Annotated in this window: 18 protein-coding genes; 10 read left to right on the plus strand and 8 right to left on the minus strand. The window is 46.1% G+C overall.

Annotated elements, in window-relative coordinates:
• The 9 genes from J7J62_05230 to J7J62_05270 all read left to right on the plus strand — a co-directional run.
• Positions 1-1,593: PD-(D/E)XK nuclease family protein (locus J7J62_05230; protein ID MCD6124555.1), on the plus strand; the 1,593-nt coding region annotated here is incomplete at its 5' end.
• A 128-nt stretch (positions 1,594-1,721) separates the two neighbouring features.
• Entirely contained in the window at positions 1,722-2,744 is a 1,023-nt protein-coding gene (locus J7J62_05235; protein ID MCD6124556.1) for a PhoH family protein, read from the plus strand.
• A gap of 65 nt (positions 2,745-2,809) precedes the next feature.
• Positions 2,810-4,564: a tetratricopeptide repeat protein gene (locus J7J62_05240; GenBank protein ID MCD6124557.1), complete on the plus strand. Its 1,755-nt coding sequence runs from the start codon at positions 2,810-2,812 to the stop codon at positions 4,562-4,564.
• A 27-nt stretch (positions 4,565-4,591) separates the two neighbouring features.
• Positions 4,592-8,677 (plus strand): T9SS type A sorting domain-containing protein, encoded by a 4,086-nt coding sequence (locus J7J62_05245; protein MCD6124558.1) that lies wholly within the window; start codon positions 4,592-4,594, stop codon positions 8,675-8,677.
• A 57-nt stretch (positions 8,678-8,734) separates the two neighbouring features.
• Positions 8,735-9,148 (plus strand): transposase, encoded by a 414-nt coding sequence (locus tag J7J62_05250; GenBank protein MCD6124559.1) that lies wholly within the window; start codon positions 8,735-8,737, stop codon positions 9,146-9,148.
• A gap of 60 nt (positions 9,149-9,208) precedes the next feature.
• Entirely contained in the window at positions 9,209-9,409 is a 201-nt protein-coding gene (locus tag J7J62_05255; protein ID MCD6124560.1) for a hypothetical protein, read from the plus strand.
• 8 nt (positions 9,410-9,417) lie between these two features.
• Positions 9,418-10,476: a DUF362 domain-containing protein gene (locus tag J7J62_05260; protein MCD6124561.1), complete on the plus strand. Its 1,059-nt coding sequence runs from the start codon at positions 9,418-9,420 to the stop codon at positions 10,474-10,476.
• Entirely contained in the window at positions 10,476-11,147 is a 672-nt protein-coding gene (locus J7J62_05265; GenBank protein ID MCD6124562.1) for a hypothetical protein, read from the plus strand. The genes J7J62_05260 and J7J62_05265 overlap by 1 nt, the downstream gene beginning before the upstream one ends.
• 39 nt (positions 11,148-11,186) lie before the next feature.
• Entirely contained in the window at positions 11,187-12,089 is a 903-nt protein-coding gene (locus tag J7J62_05270; protein ID MCD6124563.1) for an NDP-sugar synthase, read from the plus strand.
• A 4-nt stretch (positions 12,090-12,093) separates the two neighbouring features.
• Here the strand turns inward: J7J62_05270 and J7J62_05275 are convergent, their stop codons facing one another.
• The 8 genes from J7J62_05275 to J7J62_05310 are packed head-to-tail and all read right to left on the minus strand — an operon-like array spanning position 12,094 to position 19,560.
• Entirely contained in the window at positions 12,094-12,561 is a 468-nt protein-coding gene (locus tag J7J62_05275) for a PTS sugar transporter subunit IIA (protein ID MCD6124564.1), read from the minus strand.
• The gene (gene hemW / locus J7J62_05280; GenBank protein ID MCD6124565.1) at positions 12,548-13,732 is read right to left on the minus strand and encodes a radical SAM family heme chaperone HemW; all 1,185 of its coding nucleotides are present in this window, start codon (positions 13,730-13,732) and stop codon (positions 12,548-12,550) included. The genes J7J62_05275 and hemW overlap by 14 nt, the downstream gene beginning before the upstream one ends.
• On the minus strand, positions 13,696-14,919 hold the full coding sequence (locus J7J62_05285) for a hypothetical protein (protein ID MCD6124566.1): 1,224 nt from the start codon (positions 14,917-14,919) through the stop codon (positions 13,696-13,698). Before J7J62_05285 ends, hemW begins: the two co-directional genes overlap by 37 nt.
• Positions 14,920-14,941: 22 nt before the next feature.
• Positions 14,942-16,810: a glutamate formimidoyltransferase gene (gene ftcD / locus J7J62_05290; protein ID MCD6124567.1), complete on the minus strand. Its 1,869-nt coding sequence runs from the start codon at positions 16,808-16,810 to the stop codon at positions 14,942-14,944.
• Between the two features lie 42 nt (positions 16,811-16,852).
• The gene (locus tag J7J62_05295; protein ID MCD6124568.1) at positions 16,853-17,263 is read right to left on the minus strand and encodes an archease; all 411 of its coding nucleotides are present in this window, start codon (positions 17,261-17,263) and stop codon (positions 16,853-16,855) included.
• Positions 17,260-17,829 carry an isoprenylcysteine carboxylmethyltransferase family protein gene (locus J7J62_05300; protein MCD6124569.1) on the minus strand — a complete coding sequence of 190 codons (570 nt, stop codon included), beginning with the start codon at positions 17,827-17,829 and terminating at the stop codon, positions 17,260-17,262. Before J7J62_05300 ends, J7J62_05295 begins: the two co-directional genes overlap by 4 nt.
• Positions 17,826-18,818, minus strand: coding sequence for a membrane dipeptidase (locus tag J7J62_05305; GenBank protein MCD6124570.1), 993 nt, complete (start codon positions 18,816-18,818; stop codon positions 17,826-17,828). Before J7J62_05305 ends, J7J62_05300 begins: the two co-directional genes overlap by 4 nt.
• Positions 18,819-18,828: 10 nt before the next feature.
• Positions 18,829-19,560: an MBL fold metallo-hydrolase gene (locus J7J62_05310; GenBank protein MCD6124571.1), complete on the minus strand. Its 732-nt coding sequence runs from the start codon at positions 19,558-19,560 to the stop codon at positions 18,829-18,831.
• Between the two features lie 92 nt (positions 19,561-19,652).
• Between J7J62_05310 and J7J62_05315 the strand changes: the two genes are divergently transcribed.
• The coding region (locus tag J7J62_05315) for a UDP-2,3-diacylglucosamine diphosphatase (protein ID MCD6124572.1) at positions 19,653-20,082 on the plus strand (430 nt) is incomplete at its 3' end.

A 20,082-nucleotide genomic window follows, 5' to 3' on the forward strand; every position in this document is an offset into this window, starting at 1 on the left:
GTTTTGAAGTTAATAGAAGAAGTTTTTCGTGTAAAAGAGATTCTGAAGCTGGACGAATCGGGCGAACTACGCGCGCAGTGGAGCAAGCTTTTGGAGTTGGTTGGGGAACTTAAGAGGATTTATGCAGGCTCGAAGCTTTCGGGCTACGAGATAGTCGAGATTATTGCGTCCTTATTCGCTCCTGAGCGAGAGGAAAGAAAGCTTTCTGGGGTAAGGCTTACAAGAGTTCTTCAAGCGAGAGGAACTTTGCCGCGCTTGGCGTTTTTCATAGGTTTTCACAGGGATAATTTTCCTCTGCGGCATGTTTACAATCCTATACTTGACGAAGACTACACGAGCTTTTTGCCTTTTGTTTCGGACCGCGTTGAGGTTAGCCGTCTCGCTTTGCTTGAAACATTGTTGCTCGCAGAAAGAATTGTATTAAGCATCCCTGAATCGGATGGAGAGCGTGAGCTTGCCATATGTCACCCTATAGACGAGATAATGCGTTCATTAGGCTATGAACCGAAAATCGCGGAGAAAAAAACTTTGGAGCTATGGGAATTAATAAAGAGAGGCTATGATAAAAAGAAGTCACCATATCTTATTCGCCCCTTATCAGAAAAGCTTGATGCGGAAGACATAGAACGATTAAGGCGAGATACAATCACTCGTGGGGTTACGATAAGAGAGCTTGAGACCTTTTTCAATTGCCCGATAAGATTCTGGTTTGAAAGGGTCGTCGGTGAGCCTCAGCCTGTGGAAGTCGCTCTCGAACCAGAACCTGCAGCGTTGGGTTCCGCATTTCATGAAGCGTTAAGAAAATTCTTTGTGGAAAGATTCGGTAAGGTTTTCGATGCCCCGCATTTTGGAGTAGGTGGGAAAGACTTTACTTTTGATAATTTAAGGGAATTCGTGGAGGCATTCGGACTTCGGGACGAGAGAAATTTTATGCGACTATACGATAGCTTTGCTTTTTCCGCTGACGAATTATGGCAGGAAGCTGAAAGACTTAACGAGTTGGTCCTCGCCGAATTCGAAAAGTTGTGGGAGGAGGAACCTGCGCTTTTGATTTATGAGACTGAGGTGAAGGAGAAAGTAAGCATTGACAGACTTGTTAAGCTCATACCGATGCTTATCCAATACGACGACGGGATTCCGCGGATACCTGTGGGTTTCGAGGTTGGCGTGGAGCTTGACTTTATGGTGGATGGTGAAGAGCTATCGGTAAGAGGGCGCATAGACAGGGTGGACATTGGGCAAAAAAGCCTTAATGTATCACTTGTTGATTACAAGACGGGCAGTTTGCCGTTCAGAAAAGGCAAAGTTGAGACTGTAGCAGGTAAGGAATTTCAACTTCAGGCTTACGCTGAGATGTTGGTGAGGTTAGGTTTCAGGGTGGATGTAGGTAAATATATAGCGCGAATGCTTAGGTGGGGTGATTTGGAAATTCAGGAATTACCATTTTCCGCTGTGGAGGAGCTGACTGGCGGAAGGCTCGCCAAAATCGAGGAAAGTCTTGACAAACTTTTTCACTCGGATTTTATGCCACCTGATAAAAAGGATTATTGCAAAAGATGTCCATACAACAATATTTGTTACTGGAAGCCTTGAAGTGGCAGGTGTAAAGAGGCATTTTCCGTCCATATTAGGCGCATTTGTCAATATCTACTTGATTTATGCGCAAATAGCCATATAGTATAGTGACGAAAAAATAAACTTTAGGAGGCAAGTATAGAAAAATGGGAGGAGCTAAGAAGATAACATATTCGAGGAAGCCTTACAGGGTTTCCACAGTCGGGATAGACCAGAGGCAGCTTTTTGGTCAGAGCGGTGCATTCGTTAAAGAGATAGAGCTCGAGTTCCCAGTAAGAATCGTTGCCAGAGGTGACGAGATACAGATTTACGGTGAGGAGAAGCCTGCGCTTCAGGTTAAGGAGCTTTTCGAGGACATGATTCAACATCTCGCCTCTGGAGGGATAGTTTCCGAGCAAATGCTTCAGTATGCCATAAGAATGATAAAGGGCGAGGAAGCTGCCGCAGTTCCAGATGATGACAGGATAATAATGACCAATCGCCGTGTGCCTATTCGTCCGAGAAGCGAGGGTCAAAAGCGTTATGTGCAGGCTATATTTTCGTCCGACCTCGTTTTTGCTATAGGTCCTGCGGGGACTGGTAAAACCTATCTTGCCGTTGCGTGTGCAGTGCGATTCCTAAGAGAGCGGCGCATTGATAGAATAATTCTCGTTCGTCCTGCTGTGGAAGCTGACGAGAAGCTCGGTTTTCTGCCGGGCGATATGAAGGAAAAGGTCGACCCATACCTCAGACCGCTTTACGATGCCCTTTACGAAATGTTCCCCAGAGGGCAGGTGGAAAGACACATTGAAACGGGAATAATAGAAATAGCACCGTTGGCTTACATGCGCGGAAGAACGCTTAACAACTCGTTCATTATACTTGATGAGGCGCAGAACACGACTATACGCCAGATGAAAATGTTTTTGACGAGATTGGGCATGAACTCCAAAACTATCATTACAGGTGATGTAACCCAGATAGACCTTCCCGATAGGTCTATGTCGGGGCTTGTGAATGCGCAGGGGATACTTCAAGATATCCCCGGCATAGAATTTGTTTACCTTACCGAACGCGATGTCGTAAGGCATCCGCTTGTTCAGGAAATAATCCTCGCTTACGATAGATGGGAGAAGTCGAAAGAGGGCAAGGAGAAGAAGAATTCCAAAGACGCAGAAAGTAATGATTAAATCATGCATAACTGATGGGCATGGGCACTAATCCATGCCCTAATTTTATTGTTTGCTATGAGAACATGATTGGAACCATTAATCTCAAATTCTTGATAGCCTTGATTCTGGTTTTTCTTGTTGGCTATTGTTTTGCTACGAGCCAGCACGACCTTGAGCTTGCCCAGAGATATTTAGTAATAGGCAAATACGAGGAAGCGAAAGAGGTTCTGGAGCGCCTTCTGCTTGCTGATCCCGGAAACATAAAGGTTCAGGGGCTTCTCGTTGAGGCATATAAGGGGCTTAAAGATTACGATGGCGCGGTGCGAATACTTAATTCCATGGTTCTTGCGAATCCGGACAGCGCCGATTTGTGGGTTGACATGGCGGAATGCCTTCTCGCGCAGGGAAAGTCGAGCGAGGCTATGGATGCCGTGGAAAAAGCAATGAAGCTTGACCCGTATAACCAACCGATGGTGGTGAGGATTCACGGGATGCTTAGTTCTCGTGGGTATATAGATGAGGATATAAAGTTTATAAAAAAGGCGCGAAAGTCGCTTAAGGACAATACATTTCTTTCCCTCGATTTAGCAAGGCTTTACGAGATCAAAGGTGACTTCAGCGGTGCTGTCAAAGAATATACGCTATTCCTTAAAAAATATCCCGATAGATTTATCGAGGTCGAGCGCAGACTGAGCATTGGTGACAGGACACCGGACGAGCTTAGGTCGCTTAAAAAGGCGCTTAATGCACTTTTTTCCACGGATGTAAGGCGTTGGCAGACATGGAGACTTATATCGGTGGTGGAACAGCAGCTTGGCGAATATGATAAGGCACTCGATGCTATAGTTGAGGCGGAGAAATCGCGAGAGCCGTCGAGGCGTGGGAATCTGCTTGCTACATTTATCGTCGATATGCTCAAAAAGAAGCAATTCGAGGTCGCATATGACGCCACGAAAAGGGTTGACGAGATAAATTGCGCGAGTCTAAAATCGAGGGTACCGATATTTGAAGCCAAGGCGTTGCGAGGTCTCGGGAAATTCAGGGAGTCGGCAAAAATACTTGAGAATATACTCGACTCCGGCATCCCTCAGCTTAAGGGCGAAGCAGCAATACTACTTGCCGAGATTTACCTTGAGAATCTTCACGATACGAAGGCAGCCGAAAAAGCGCTTGGAGCATTTCCGATGTATAGGCGCACGATTCCCGAGCAGGTTGCCGTGCTTATGGCCAAAATTCGCATGTGTGAAAGGAAGTTCGATGAAGCGAAAAGCTATCTTGTGAAAGCGCTAAATGTTTACAAACGGAGTGATGAGCTTTTCTATCTTTATGCCTTCAACATGTTTTTTGCTGGGGTTGACGATACGGCGGAAATGGCGCTTCATGCCGCAATAAGAAAGTATCCAGATAGCAGGTTCGCTAATGACGGTGTTGAGTATTTGCTCGTTTTGCAGGAGGCAGAAGATGGCGTAAAACAGCTTAGAGAGGCTTTATTTGACATGTTCACGCACGATACGGCAGCGGCACTTGACAAGTTCAACGAGTTGACCAAAAAAGGTGCTTCGGAAGGTATTATGGACATGATTTACTGGAAAAAGGCTCAATGTCAGCTTACTATGAATGACAGCTTGGCGTATGAGACGCTATATGAGCTTGTCGAAAAGTTTCCTGAAAGCTTTTACGCTCCGCTTGCTATGGAAATCATAGCAGATCGTTATGTGAAAGCAGGGGAGAATGCTAAGGCTACGAAAATTTTCTCGGAAATTCTTGAAAAATATCCCGATGCATCAAATTTACAGTCAGTAAGGCAAAAATTGCTTTCGCTGGGAGGTAGTATTTGAAACTCTGATATTATGTCGGTGTTTCGCATGAACGAAAGCAGGGGAGGTTTTCTCGTGAAAGGGGCATGGTTTACTATTTTTTTGGTTTCTATAAGTGTTATCTGGGGAGCCGAATGGAGTATTAATTCTTTCTCGACAGGGTTTCATGCTGAAGTGATGTTTCAAGGTGAGGTGAGCTACGACCAGGATGGGCATGTTGTGCTTAATATGGAGGATGCATCGTTTGCTATACCTGGGTTGCCCAATATTCCTGTTACCTCAAGGCTTTTCGTTACTCCTATAGATGCCGAGGCTTTCGTTAAGTTTAGAGTAATTAGTTCAGAGACTCTTGTGGGAGTTTCGGTGCCTGAGGTGCCCCAACCAGTTTTCGAGTCGGGCGAAGTTGATTACTCTGTCCCGTCAACTGAGGTGGGCAATGTTTTTCCTGACGATGTGGTATGGCTCGAACGCTTTGGGACTGCTCGATTTGCGGATTTGTGGGCGATAAGAGTGGCATCTGCACAGAAAGTAGGAAACAATCTTATTCTGATAAAAAAGCTTCAGCTTACGGTTAACTTCGATGCGCCATTAGGCCACATAGATACCGATTCACGGATTTTCTACGACATGCTTTCGTCGATAGTTGTCAATGCGGAAAGCCTTCCAAAGCCCCAGCAACCTTATGAGGGAGTTTACCTCGCGATAATTTATGATGATTACTATTCGGAAGCGCAAAAGTGGGTGAAATGGAGAAAGCAATGTGGCTTCTATGTTTACACAGCTATGTATCCTTCTCAAACTGGCTCGGGCAAGGACAACATTAAAAACTTCATAAAGGATGCCTATGACAACTGGTATCCTCGCCCCGACCTTGTTATTCTTATAGGCGACGATTCGAGAATTCCCGACTATGGATATTCACGCTACACATCGGACCATCCGTATTCCACGCTTGTTGGCACTGATTTCATACCTGATGTTATAGTTGGCAGATATGTTTGTGCCAATGTTTTCGAGGCGCGCTCTATGCTCGCGAAGCAAATTTACTACGAACGCGATGTCAGGGTCGGGGATTGGATGCTTAAGGGGCTTTGCGTTTCGACCTATCTTCATGCTATATCGCCGCCGTTTAATACGCTTTGGGTTGCGGAAATAGCCATGAGACATGGTTTTACTCACTTTGACACCCTTTTCCAGTCATCGACCATGCACATTCCTTCATCAAGGATAACTGATGTGATAAACGCTGGAGTGGGGATAATAGATTATCGTGGCTGGGCAGGTTCGGCTGGGTGGTATGAACCGTATTACAGGGTTTCCAATGTTCTGGCGCTTAATAACACTTATAAGACTCCGATAGTAACATCTATAGTTTGTGGAACAGGTGATTACGGCGGTTCGGGAACATACTTCTGCGAAGCATGGTTCAGGGTTGGCTCGCCAAGGCAGCCAAGAGGTGGTGTAGCATTTTACGGAACTACCGACCACGGCACTCATACGAGATACAATAATCCAATTAATGTGGGGTTCTATGAGGCTCTATTTGAGCACAGGCTCCACAGGTTCGGACAGGCTTTCTTTATGAGCAAGGCTAATCTTTACAATTCCCTCATAGATTGGACATCGAGCATAAGGAAGTATTACAATACCTACAACATGCTCGGTGACCCCGGCTTGAGAGTGTGGGTTACAATCCCCGACACGCTCGATGTTACCAGAAGCGACATTGGTTTTGGCGGCGGCTACATCGAGGTTAATGTTCGCGATTCCACAGGACCAGTCTCCGATGCCGTTGTGACACTTATTAACTTGCACGATGAGTTCTTCCACATTGAAAGAACCAATCCATTGGGCAAGGCGATATTGCCCGTGCCATCGTATGAAGTAATAGACACACTGGTTCTTACCGTTACCGCAGACCAGTTCCTCCCATATGTCGATACTTTTCCGTTACACGATACCCTCGAGAAGGTTGTTTCTCTCGTGGATACGGTTATCATTAACGATTCGACGATAGCACCCTATTTCGGCAACAATAACGGTATCGCTGACCTCGGGGAACATTTTCAGATAGCGGTAAAAGTGAGTTTCAACAGGGATGTATCTGGCTTTGCTACTCTTCAGTCCCTTGATGATAACCTTGTGCTTAACTCCACGCTTTGCGAATTCGACTCATCAAGTAGGGTTCATTGGCTTCGCTTCGAGGCTTCAATGAAGAATAGTTTTATGGACAAGAAATTCATTTCCTGCTGGCTTACGCTTTATCCCGCTGATTTCCATCCCATTGTGCACCAGATTAGAGTTCCCGTGAATCATGTCAAACTGTCTTTGTATCCAGTTTTCTTCTCGGACACGCTCTACGGCGACGGGGATGGGGTTCTTGAGCCGGGCGAGACCGGTGAGATTACACCCTTTGTGGTTAACGAGAACGAAGGAGTCGTTGATTCGCTCGTTTTGGTGGCATTATCGCCGAGCGGGCTCGTTTATTTGAGGAATTTTACCAAAATTTTACCAAGAGTGGGGCATACAGTGCCGGGGTATCCTGATTCACCTATTTTAGTTCGACTCGCGGAGAGTGCGCCAAGCGGTGCCGGCGCGCCGATAGAGTTTTACATCAAAGACGGTGATGACTACCGTTTCTTGGGCAAATATTTCGTGCCAACCCCCGGAACCCTTGCAACATCGCCTACTGGACCTGACTACTACGGTTATTTCGCCTACGAAGACGGTGATAGTTCTTCTTTTGCGCCCGTGTTTGACTGGTTTAGTCATTCCGATTATACGGCGACATTTTACCCCATGTATGACGACATAACGGTTGAGGTTGCTTTGCCTTTTCCGATAAAATTCTACGGCGAAACCTACGACAGGATAACATTTTCCGACAACGGCTGGATTTATCTCGGCGGTAGTCTCCCGTACTGGCACATTGACTTCGTTAATCAGCCAATACCCTCAGCCGGTGGACCGTTCGGCATGATCGCGCCGTTCTGGGATGACCTCGATGGTGACCGTGGGGAAGCTTATACATTCTACGATTCATTAAACCATCTGTTCGTTGTCGAGTGGGACAGCGTTTATCATACGCACTTTTCCATGGCGAACTCGTTCGAAGTCGTTTTCTACGACCCCGCTCACTATCCCACCCCAACCGGCGATGCGATGCTTTTGTTCCAATACAAAGACATTCACGATCAGGATAACCTTGAGCATTACTGCACTGTGGGCATTGAGCATCCTAACAAGCGGATAGGGCTTGAGTACGCTTTCTGCCACAGGTATCCTGCAACTACCAAGGGGTTGCTCGATTTCGGGAGAGCAATTCTTTTCACCACAAGAAGCAAGTGGGGTCGCGTTACCGGGACTATTAGGGCTGCAGGAAGGGTGCCACCTGATGGGTTGATGCTTGTAACGAGCAGGGGAAACATTGTTAAGCTCGATCAGGACGGATGGTTTGTTTTCACCCCGGTGGATACAGGTGAGTTGACTTTCACTGCTCTTTGCCCCGGTTTCTTCCCGCAGGAAACCACAATAAGTGTGGATTCAAACGCAAACTATGAGCTTTCATTCAACCTTTCGTTGATACCTTCTCCGAGTATTAGAGTGATGAGAATCGGGGATTCAGCAACGATTAATGTTACTCCTCCGCCTTCCACGGTTAGCGGTCACAGGCTTACTGCGATTAAAATTTATCGCTCGGCATTTGCAGCTACAATGGGCAAGGTTATAGGGGAACTTGTTGGGGCGCCATACACCTTCGTTGACGACAGCATTGATGCTCGAGGAAGCTATTACTATCGCGCCGTGGCATTTTACGAAGACTCGCTGGCATCGCTACCATCGAATGTGGATTCTGCCGTTTTTGGGTCGGGTGTTGCGGAGAGGGTTCCAAGGAAGCTTGAAATAGACATTGCGCCGAATCCATTTAACGCCACCACAAGAATTGTTTTCAGCGCACCCTTTACTGGCAGGCTTGATGTTTATGACATCACAGGTAGGCTAACTCGTTCACTCAGGTTAAACGAAGCGTTAAGTGTAAATCTGGATATGTCAGATGAGCCATCCGGTATTTATCTCGTTCGGATTCAGAGCGGAAGTAAGACAATAATTAGGCGTGCAGTTCTGATAAAGTAAACGGTGAATAGGCACGCATAAATTCCGTTTATCGCTGTTTACCTGAGTTTAATTTCTATGCCACTCGGATTTTCAGAAATATACTGTCACCTCATCTGGCGTGTGGCGGCTGACTCGGAAAGAATGAACAAGGCGACACAGAAGATATTGGAGCGCTATCTTTTGCAACATGGCGACGATTTCGGCTACAAACCGCTTGCTGTGGCTGTGCTTGAGGATCATATTCACATGCTGGTAAAGCTTATGTCTGGTGTGGCGCCGGGAGCGCTGGTGGAGCTTCTTAAAAGACAGATAAAGATATTTTTGGTTGAGCAAATGGCCGTAAAGTCACCGCCAAGATGGGATGATGGTTATGGAATAGTATCGGTAAGCCGTGCTCATTTAAATGTTGTAGCTGGTTACATAAAAACTCAGTGGGCAAGGCATAAGTCAGGAAAAATCAACAAAACTCTTGAGCGAACGAGGGCATGAACAAAATTTATACAATGCAATCGATATGTGACGGAGTTGAAATTAAAAGGAGGTTTTGCTATGGAGTGTCCTGAATACGAAAACAATCTTGCGAGGTGCAATTGCACTTACGAGCCATGCGATAAGAAAGGGCGGTGCTGCCTTTGTATAGCGTATCATCGTTCGCGCGGTGAGTTACCAGCGTGCTTTTTCACCGACGAGGAAGAAAGAACATGGAATCGTTCCGTGGCGTATTTTGTGTCAAGAAGAAAGCGTAAATAAAAATGGGTATGGTAAGGACAAAAGATGTTTTTTTTGAGCCGTCAGGTAAGAGCGTTGAGGAAAACCTGAAAGCGTTGAAAAGAATACTTGGGAAGTTTGATGGCTTTTTTAAGAAAGGTGATGTAGTCGGAATAAAACTTCACTGGGGTGAGCGAGGCAACGAAAGCTATCTTCCACCTGATTATGCGGCGTTGGTAGCTTCGTGGCTTAAGGAGCAGGGTGCGAAACCGTTCGTTGTTGATACCACGGTTCTTTATTCGGGAGGACGGCGCAACGGTGTGGATTCTCTTCAAACAGCATACGAGCATGGCTATACCCCCGATAGGCTCGGTTGTCCGGTCGTTATAGGTGATGGGTTGGGTGGTCGAGATGTTTTTGTGGTCGAGGTAGGATACCCCAATTTTCAGTCTGTAGAGGTTGCATCGATAATAAATCAGGCTGATGGATTCGTTATATTTTCACACTTCAAGGGGCACATGGCGTCGGGTTTCGGCGGCGCTATGAAAAACATTTCCATGGGTTTCGCGTCGCGGGCACAGAAGCAAAGGATGCATTCGGACGCCCATCCTCAGCTTAACAAAGAGAAGTGCACACAATGTGGTGTTTGCATTGAGGTTTGTCCTGTGGGGGCTGCCCGATGGGGCGAGGATGGCTATCCTGAATTTGACCTTAATGCGTGCATTGGCGATGCGCAATGCATAGCTATGTGTCCTGCTGTGGCGCTTAGGGTGATGTGGGAGATAGATAAGCGCGTGTTTCAGGAGCGTCTCGTCGAGACCGCCGCCGCGGTGTGGAACATGATAAAGGACCGTTCGGTGGTGATAAATGCACTGCTTAAAGTAACCAAAGATTGCGATTGTTTGCCCGGCGAGGCTCATGTGGTGCACGATGATGTGGGTTTTGTTGCTGGCTTTGACCCCGTTATTGTTGATGCTGAATCTATAAAGCTTGTGGGTGCGCATGTTTTCGATAGGGTGCATCCGAATGTTCCGTGGCGACATCAGTTCGAGCACGCAGTAAGAATCGGCATGACTGATGTTAACCCTCTTAGTATCATTGATAGCTAATGCTTAACCCTGAATACATCGCACTCGTTAAGAATTTGCGTGGAATGCTTTTTGGCTTGGGCGACGAAAGCGAGGATGATGCTATAAGCTGGCTGGTAAAGCATTTTCGTTACAGAGAACTTGGTGTTCCTCCCAAACTTTGGGACAAGATACCTCAAAAGGGCAAAATAAGATACATAAAGCATCCTTTTGAGTTTCCCGATTTCCTCGATGGTATCGCAGATAGGATTGGTGTCCCAACATCTGCTGTTGAGTGTGTGGCTTTTGCCTCGGCATTCGCAACGCCCATGATTTTGCTTTCACGACGGGCTGCAGAGGTTATCAAACCGCTATCGCAGTTTACCTTTAGGGGTGACCCGCCAGAAGATGATAGGTCGGCTAAGTTTCACCTGAGGGTTTGCGATTATGCTGCTGTGGACATTTATGCTTGGGCTCACGATAGCGCAAAAGCAGTATTTTCAGGGCGCGAAGACTGGAGCAGTGAGGTGAAAAAACGAAGAAAAGTGGCCAAAGAGGACGCGCTTAAACGTTTCTGGAGACTCGGTGATGGAAATGGGAACTTTCCGCTGTTTATGTATCTCGACTTGATTCTTGGTGTGGATGAGCCTCACGAGGAATTCGGAAATTATCTTTTCTGGTCGCTTGTGCCTGCGTGGGTGATTTATGCGTGAAAGTTAACCTCAGGGTAAAATCAAGAAAGGTTTACATCCATGCGCGACTTTCCTGAATATGCATTTGTGCTGGCTGCCGGACTGGGGAAAAGACTTGCTCCTATCACTAATTTTATGCCAAAGGCTTTAGTCCCTGTCGCGGGAATTCCGGCGCTCAGACTTGTTGTGGAGAGAATCAAAAGTTTTGGGGTCCAAAAAGTCTTCGTTAATGCTTGTCATAAATCAGTGATGATTGTTGACTTTGTGCGTGAAGGCGGTGATATTGAAGTTATCGTTGAACCCATTATCCTTGGGACTGCCGGTGGTCTCGCCAACATGGCTGCGAAAGTAAAACCAAAAACGACAGTTTTGATTCACAACGCAGATGTTATCGAGGATTTCGACCTGAGCGCGTTATATAGTGTACATCGCCAGCGCGGAAGAGCCGCAACTCTTATTCTTGTGGATGACGACACCGCGCGGAAGGTAAAGGTTGACGATGAGTTGGTCGCTGGTTTTGATTGCGATGGATACAGTCATTGCCTGACATACTCAGGTGTGGCTTTTTTTGAGCCTGAAGTTTTGGAAAGCTTTCAAGGGGAGCGAAATTTAGTGGACGCGCTCGCGCCTTGGGTTAATAAGGGTGAGGTTGCAGCAGCAATAGCTACCGGCTATTTTCGCGACATTGGTACGCACAAAAGTTTTCACGAAATACATCGCGACATATTACTACGCGGTATGGCTCACCATCCCAGTAATGGTAAAAAAGTTTTCATCGCCGATACTGCGCATGTAGAGGACGGAGTGTTATTTGAGGGTTTTGTGGCGATAAATGGTGGTGCATTCGTGCCGAGTGGTGCAAAACTTAAAGATTCCGTTGTTCTTCCGGGTGCGAGGCTCGTTCCTGCTGAGTACGAAAATTGCATCGTGTGCCCCGATGGCGAGGTTATACTGGTCCAATAATGAATCAGCTTACTTTTTCCTCAGCTTTTGCTATTAAATCTATGAATTCTTCAGGTGTGTTTGCGTTCCACAAATCATCGGCTGTCAGCGCATGTTTGGAGAAAAGTTTCGCTATATCAGAAAGTATTTTCATGTAATTTTTGTGTTTTTCTTCAGGTGAGGCAACGCAAAAAACCACTTTAACAGGTTCGAAGTCGAATGATTCGTAGTCGATAGGTTTTCTGAGCGTTATAGCGGCAAGAATAATTTTTTCAACAGAATTCGTAGTCGCGTGCGGAATGGCTATTTGCCTTCCGATACCGGTGGACATAGTTTTTTCTCGGGTGAGCAACGCTTGGTAAAGCTCCTCTTCGTTCTTAACCTCGCCTGTGCTTGCCAGAAGACCTGCCAAGTATCGCAGAAGCTCCCATTTGTCTTCTATATCCACTCGCAGTCGGATGAGTTCAGGTTTTAGCAGCTCAATTAGTTCCATTTTTCATTGCTGTGATTATTTTTAGCGCTACGCCATCCGCTAAAAGTCTCTTTTCCCTTGGAAGATACAGGTTTTTGCCGTTGTAAACCAGCACTCCTTCATCTATTAACACCTTTGCGGCACCAAGTATCGCATCCCTCGTGTTATCCTCAAGCTCGCCGAGATTTATTCCGTCAGAAAGCCGCAATCTTAGCATTACAAGCTCCTCAATTTTCTGAAATTTGCTTAATTTTTCGGAAAATGCCAGAGGTTTTTCTCCTTCAAGGACCATGGTGGCATATTTTCTCCAATCATCAATGTTTGCCCAGCGTGTCTCACCGTCATAGGAGTGCGCCGACGGACCTATGCCGAGATATGGCTCGCCAAGCCAATATGCCATGTTATGGATGCATTTGTTGCCAATTCTCGCAAAGTTGGAAATCTCGTGAGGGTAGAAACCATAACCTTCGAGCATGTCGAGCATAGTGAAATATTGTTCTGAAGCCTCATCGGATGAGGGCAGAGCTACCTTGCCACTTTGGACATCTTCGTAAAGGGGTGTTCCAGGCTCGGCAGAAAGTGAATACAGCGAAAAGTGATTAACCCCAAGTTCGATAAGTTTCCCAAGCTCGTTTAGTATTTTGCGTCTTCGGTGAAATGGAGTTGCGTATATTATATCCGCGTTAACACTGGTGATGCCTGATTTTACAGCGTTTTCTATTGCCGCAAGTGCAGTTTTGGCATCATGGATTCGTCCAAGAAAGCTTAGAATTTCGTCGTCGAGGGACTGCACGCCTATGCTTATTCTGTTGATTCCCGCCGATTTCAATTGCGAGGCTACATCCGCCGTAATAGTTTCAGGGTTAGCTTCCAGTGTGATTTCGCTGAACTTGTCGATGCTTAGTAGTTGCCCTGCAAGTTCGATAATGCTTGCTATTTGCTTTGGTGGTATAAGCGATGGCGTTCCACCGCCGAAATAGAGCGTTGGCGGAGGTTTAAAACTTTTTCCCTTAAAGTGTTCTGAGTAAATTCTGAGTTCGGCTTTTATGGCGGAAATCACCGCTTCGATGTCTATTTCCTCAATCGGCACGGAGTAAAATGCGCAATATCTGCACTTTCTTATGCATACTGGAATGTGAATGTAAATGTGCATGTTCAGAACGGTGGTCTTATGAAGAAGTATGTTGACCACTTATTGAATGTGGAATTCCACGCGAACTCGGCTCTTACCGTGAGTCGTTTGCTTAACTTCATTCCAAGTCCACCGCCCCAGCTGTAGACCTGCTTTTCTGGATTGGCGCCCCAGAATTTCCCTATGTCGGTGAACATCAGCACCTCGAGGTCTCCGCGGATGTCTGGTATAAGCCGCGGTGCGATGAGATGGAAAAGCGAAATAGGCGTGTACATTCTTTCAATAGGCAGTATTCTCACATCGAGTGAGACAATGAAAAATGCATTGCCAGCAAGTCTGTTATGCGGCAATCCCCTCATCAGTGGACCATCGTTGGCGCGATATGCCAAAATCTGCGGAACCTCGTTGGGATAATAACCTATCGCAGTCTTCAGTGCCATAGTAGTTGGCGCCTGCACCGTAAGAAGTGGTATCTCCACGGGAAGCGCTGTGGATGGCGTGTATAGTATCTGTTCGACATAAATGTTGCCTGTGGCTTTTGGTGAACTTGTTTTGGTTGAATTAATGTAGTCAGCCTTGGCTGAATCGGTGAGTCTGTAAGCGCCTGAGAGTTCGATATGGAATGCGTAGCCCGTTATGGGGTCCATGTCGCCTTTCCTCGTATCGTAGCCGAAAAATATGCCCCCGCCAACATATTCTGACTCTCGCTGCTCTTTGCCCTCTTCAAAACCATCTATTGTGAGGCGGTAGTCGCTTTTATATTTTCCGCGCCTGTAATCAGCGAAAAAGCCCCAGTAGCTTTCGACTCCTGCCCGATAGCGTTGTTCAAGTCTTACGAAGAGCTCTTCGAGGTGCTCTTTTGGCGTTATGGGTTCATCGGCGTCTGGCAAGTAAATCTCGATTTTCCTCGGGTCGATGGTTTTTGCGTTCGTGTATTTTGCCTCAAACCGCGTTGAAAGCCCGAACAAAGGGTAGTAAAATCTTAGTTCACCGCGTTTGGCATTGCTTTCGGGAGCGTAGCGAGCTTCGAGGGCGAGATATTTCGTTATTATGGTCCCTTCACTGGAAGTGGTGTCGCTTTTTTTCCGATAATAGGGCAGTTTCGGTTTCAGTGTATCCTCGCCAGTGGCACCAAGAGCAATGTATCCTGTCCAGCCGTCATCTCCATCGTAATATGCGCCAGGCACAAAGAACCAGCATAATGCCAGGGCGGGTAATGCTATTATCAAAAGCGATAAAGACCTCATGGTCCTACCCCCAGCGTAATTTTCACGAACCTTTTTGCCAGAGCTTGCGAATCCTTTCTTTGACCAGCTCAAGCGTTTCTTGGACGAGCTTTTTGGCTTCTTCTTCGAGTTTCTCGCAGCGTGCTTTCATGTCGTTTACGAATTTTTCGTCCTCGATATCGCCAAGGTTTATGAGCACATTGAGGATTCCACCGATAACCCCTGTGTATGCTATTTGAGCGCCTACGCCAGCATCTGAAACGGAATTTATGTTTCCTATCTCGGCTATTTCTCGTGCCAGTCTCATTGCTTCTAATGATAGTTCGGCTGTTCTTAACGGTACGCGAACGGCTTTTTTGAGCCCGTTTTGAATGGCTTCGTTGCGAGCTTTTATTTCCTCTTCGGTTCTTTTTGGCAGCCTTAGTGCCTCCATGTACTCGTTAAACGCATTGGCGTCCTCGTCAACGGCAATAATGAGCTTGTCCTTTATGGATTGAGCTTTCTCGGCAAGCTCAGTGGCGGCTGAAAAACTTTCCTCGCTTTCATATGTGTTAGCGGTAAGATTGGCTACCATAGCGGCAAGTGCTGCACCAAGTGCTCCAGCATAGGCTGCTACTGACCCACCGCCGGGTGCCGGCGAGTCCCGGGAAACCTCGTCGGCAAATTCGTTGGCGCCAAGTTTCATGAGAGAATTCTCCGGTAGTTTCGGAAGACCTATTATTTTTTCTTCAGGGTCGAATTCGGCTACATCGCGAAGCCCCATCGATTTTATCGCCAGCTCAATTATGTCTTTTGTCGGTATACCTTTTGACTTCTGCTGTTTCTCGAGGTAATACTTTCCCGCCATAAGCATTGCCTGATAGGGTATCAGTCCGACCACCTCTGAGCCCGTTACCACCAATCCTCGTTCAGCGGCAAGTTTGCGCGTCGCTTCGAGAACTAAGTGTGGTGGGGTTATTTTGTAGTTAGTAAGGTTTATCGATATTTGCGCTATGCCGTATTCATCCACATACCAGCCGATGGATTTGCAATGGGTGAATAGCCCCGGTTTTTTAGCAGCCCTTCCATAAAGCTTGGACTCATCGCTGGTGTCGTATCCCCAGAGATTGAGAATGTGCTTTATTGAGTAGCCATGAGTGGAATTAGTGTGTTCCTCGAGCTCGTCTAAGTTTTTCGCAACAAAATCACAGTTGCCACACGGGAAGAAACCCTTTTGATAGCGAACAATCTCCCCCCTAAAATAAAATGGTTTTATGTTACCCTTCCTTATCGTGCGCCCTTTTTCGCGAAGCTCAAAGGCAATGTCGGTGGCATACTTTCGTTCTTTAGTGTTTAGGTTTATGTTGTATGCGATCAAGAATTCTCTCGCGCCAATAACTGTTGCGCCGGTCTTTTTGACCCAATCGTTGAACTCAGCAGGGCCGAAGTCTGGTTTCCATTTTGGGTCGGAGAGCTTTTGCGGTAATGCCTCGTATTCTCCCTGCCTAATATTTGCGAGGTTTCTTCGTTCTGGCGATGTCGCAGCGTATTCGTAAAGGTAAACTGGTATCCCAAGTTCCTCTCCGACTCTTTTTCCGAGCTTTTTAGCCAGCTCAACGCAATCATCCATTGTAACGCCTTCAACAGGCACAAATGGACAAACATCAGTAGCGCCCATTCTTGGATGAGCTCCTTTGTGTTTCGACATGTCTATTAATTCTGCCGCCTTCTTTATGGCGCGAAAAGCCGCTTCGACTACTGAATCAGGGTCTCCTATGAATGTTACCACTGTCCTGTTGGTCGCCTCGCCGGGGTCCACATCTTTGAGCTCAACTCCCTCAACGCTGGTTATGGCTTTAACTATTTCATCTATTACTTTCCTATCTCGTCCCTCGGAGAAGTTGGGCACGCATTCCACTATTTTTGTCGCCATTCTTGCCTCCTTTTCTTTCTATAGTGAATGAACTGGATTAATTTAAAGATCAAAAATAACCCTTCCGAACCACTTATCACCCTGCTTTTTGACAGTAAGCTGGTGATATGTCACCGCTTTTATCTCGAGCCTGAACATATGCTTTTTTGGATCGAACGGCTCACCGTAAAGTTTTGCCCTCAGCTTTTGATCGCTTAGCTCAATTATTTCTATCCTTTTGATCGGGAAAAGCTGGTATTGTGCGATTTCGAGAAGCTCTGCAAGAAAATCGTGTAGCAGTATGTCGAGTGACGGTGACTCAAGATTTATTTCTTTTGCGTCCTTCTCGCTTATGGTTTTGCGGTCGTAAAGCATATCAAGAAGCTCGTAACCAGCCTCGTAAAAAAGCTCCTCGAGTGAGTCAGCTATTATTTCGTATCCGTCGTCTGCTGTGTGGTCGATGTGGCGGATCATATTTTCACCTTTTGCATGTAGTCTATATATTTTTTGCCGTAGTATTTTATCATCATTTTCTCCTCGACCTTTGCGCGCCATATGTGTGCTGGAAGAACTATTACGAACGCTGCTATAAGTCCAGGTATTGATTCCAAAGCTATGGCAAGACCTATGTAGAAAAGCACGGTTCCCCAGTATTGCGGATGCCTCGTTATAGCGTATATACCGTCGGTAACGAGTGGCTTTTTGTATCTTGGCGGTTTCTGTGCCCCAAAATGGAACAATATTCGCGCGATCTCTCCGAGCGGGTCTATATCCACTGATTCATGCCCAAGCTTTTTTCGCCCGATATACCAAACTAACCAGCCGAAAATCATCAAAAAAAGTCCCCCACGCTTAAGCCATACATTAGAAAGGGGTGAGTTGTAATCGTAGCCTATGGTAAGCATCAGTATTAAAAATTCCAGGATGTAGCTTGTGTAGGTTATCCAATATGCGACGATATAGTCCTTCGTCAGGATGAAAAGTTCTCTTTTTTCGCCTTTTTGTGCTTTTCTGTCTTTTTGGGCGCGCTTGCCTGTCATTTCGCAGTCCTTTGCCAGAAATTTATGAAGTTTCTGCCCATAATATTAAAAATAGTTTCGTTTTCAAAGCCATTTTGTGAAAGATTCCTCGCTATAACCCAGAAGTAGCTTGCGTCAGGGATGTCTTTTGGCAGATGTTTTACGCCGTCGAAATCAGAGCCGAGCGCGACCAAATCCTCTCCGCCGAGTTCACACGCTGTAGCGATGTGTTTTATGATGTCCAATGATGTTACCTTTGAGTAGCTTTTTGTGCTTAAGAATCCAGGGAAGAAGTTTATTCCTATTATTCCGCCCACCTCGCCAAGCTGACGCACCATTTCATCCGTAGCGTTTCTTTTGGAATTTTTGTGCTTCCGCAAAGCCGAGTGACTTAATATGGGCATTATACCCATCTCAAGAACATCGAAGAAAGTCTTTTCGGATGCGTGGGAAAGGTCGATGATTCCACCCATTTTGGTTATTGATTTTACCATCTCTTTGCCATCCGGCTTAAGACCTACATCATCCTCGTCCATGCACGATGTTGCGAACCTGTTGCTGTTGTTCCATGTTAGGGTGAATATTCTGACGCCTCTTTCCCATAGTTCCTGTATCCTATCGGGCTTGTCCTCTATAGGATGCAATCCTTCTATTTCGAGGATTAAAGAGCGTTTTCCCGAGCTTTTGTTTTTCTCTATATCTTTGGGGTTGGTGACGAGCCGCCATTCATCAGATGCAGAAAGAGCTTCCTCAAGTCTCCTTAATTGTTTTTCTACTGCTCGCCAGCGAGCCTCACCTATATACCATTGTGGGTTTACAAAAATTGAAAGCACCTCAACCCATAATCCACCTTCTTTCATTCTTTTAAGGTCGAAATGCCCTTTATTTCGCCTTTCTGCGAGTTTTGCCCCGTTTTTAACCGCTGATAGGGCATCACAATGAAGGTCAACGGAGGGAACCTGTGCCAGCATAGAAAGCCAGTGCTCTTTTTCCTCGTTTTTGTAGGACATTTCCCTGAACCTAAGCCATGAACCTATCGCCCAAAGCGAGTTTAACGAATTTCTCGCCCCAGCGTTGCCTCATCATCTCGATCGCAAGCGCACCTGTGCAGTGTGAGGGTGCAATGCTTTCGACACCGAGATTAATAAGTTTTTCTATCGTTTCCTCGATTTCATCACGAGTTTTGTCAAGAAGGTGGAATCCGCCTGCAACGAGGTGAATGCGTTCGTCGGGGAATAATGAGGAAGCTTTCTTAACAATGTTTTCTATTCCCGGGTGTGAGCAGCCCGCAAGGATTATTAGTCCCCTCGAGGTTTTTATCACCATACCTTGCTCAGGCATTGGCATACCGGAGTATTTTCCCATTATCTCGCCTGTAACATAGATGTCGTCGACCACCTGCTTTGGGGAGTCCGCACCGACCACAACGCCGTTTAAAATCTCTGATGCTAAAGCTCCTGTTGCGCTTCCCGGAACGAATATGGGGGTTTGGGGCGCGATCAGTTTGGTTATCGTTGAAAGTCCACCCACATGGTCCCAATGAGGATGTGATATTACTATGGCTGAAAGTGTTTCGGGGGAAAGCCCAAGGCTTTTGATGTTTCCTAAAAGCACATTGCCATTATCGCATGTGTCAAAAAGGACTTTATGACCATGAGTATTAATCCAGAAAGATAATCCCCAGCTTTGGCGCAGGTTCTTGCTTCGTCCAATGTTATTGGCAACACAAATTATTTCGACATGTTCTGTCAATTAACACCCTGCCTTTTTTGGGTTTGTTAATTTTTTACTTCTAAATTTTTCCCATCATATTAAATTCAAACTAAATAACGAAGATTATCCTCATGTCAAAGGCATTTTTCATATCCGATGTTCACCTTGGTGCCGAGGATGAGGCGAAAGAGAATCGAAAGAGGAAACTGCTCGCAAAGTTCTTCGATATGGTTTCCGTTGATGGCGATAAACTTTTTATCCTCGGTGACTTTTTCAATTTCTGGTTCGATTACAAGGAAGTCGTTTTTTCAGCTTACTTCGATGTATTGTGCAAATTAAGGGAGCTTTCTTTGAGCGGTGTTGAAATTCATTTTTTCGGCGGGAACCACGATTGGTGGGCAAGCAAGACAGGTTTTCTCAGTGATTATCTTGGAATGATTATCCACAGTCGCGCCGAGGAAGTTCTCATAGACGGAAGGCGTTTTTTTGTCGGTCATGGTGACGGGATGGTTAATTGCGACTGGGCATATAAGTTTTTACTCAAACCTGTAATAAGGAACG

The organism is bacterium (assembly GCA_021159335.1).
Taxonomy (GTDB): Bacteria; UBP14; UBA6098; order B30-G16; family B30-G16; genus JAGGRZ01.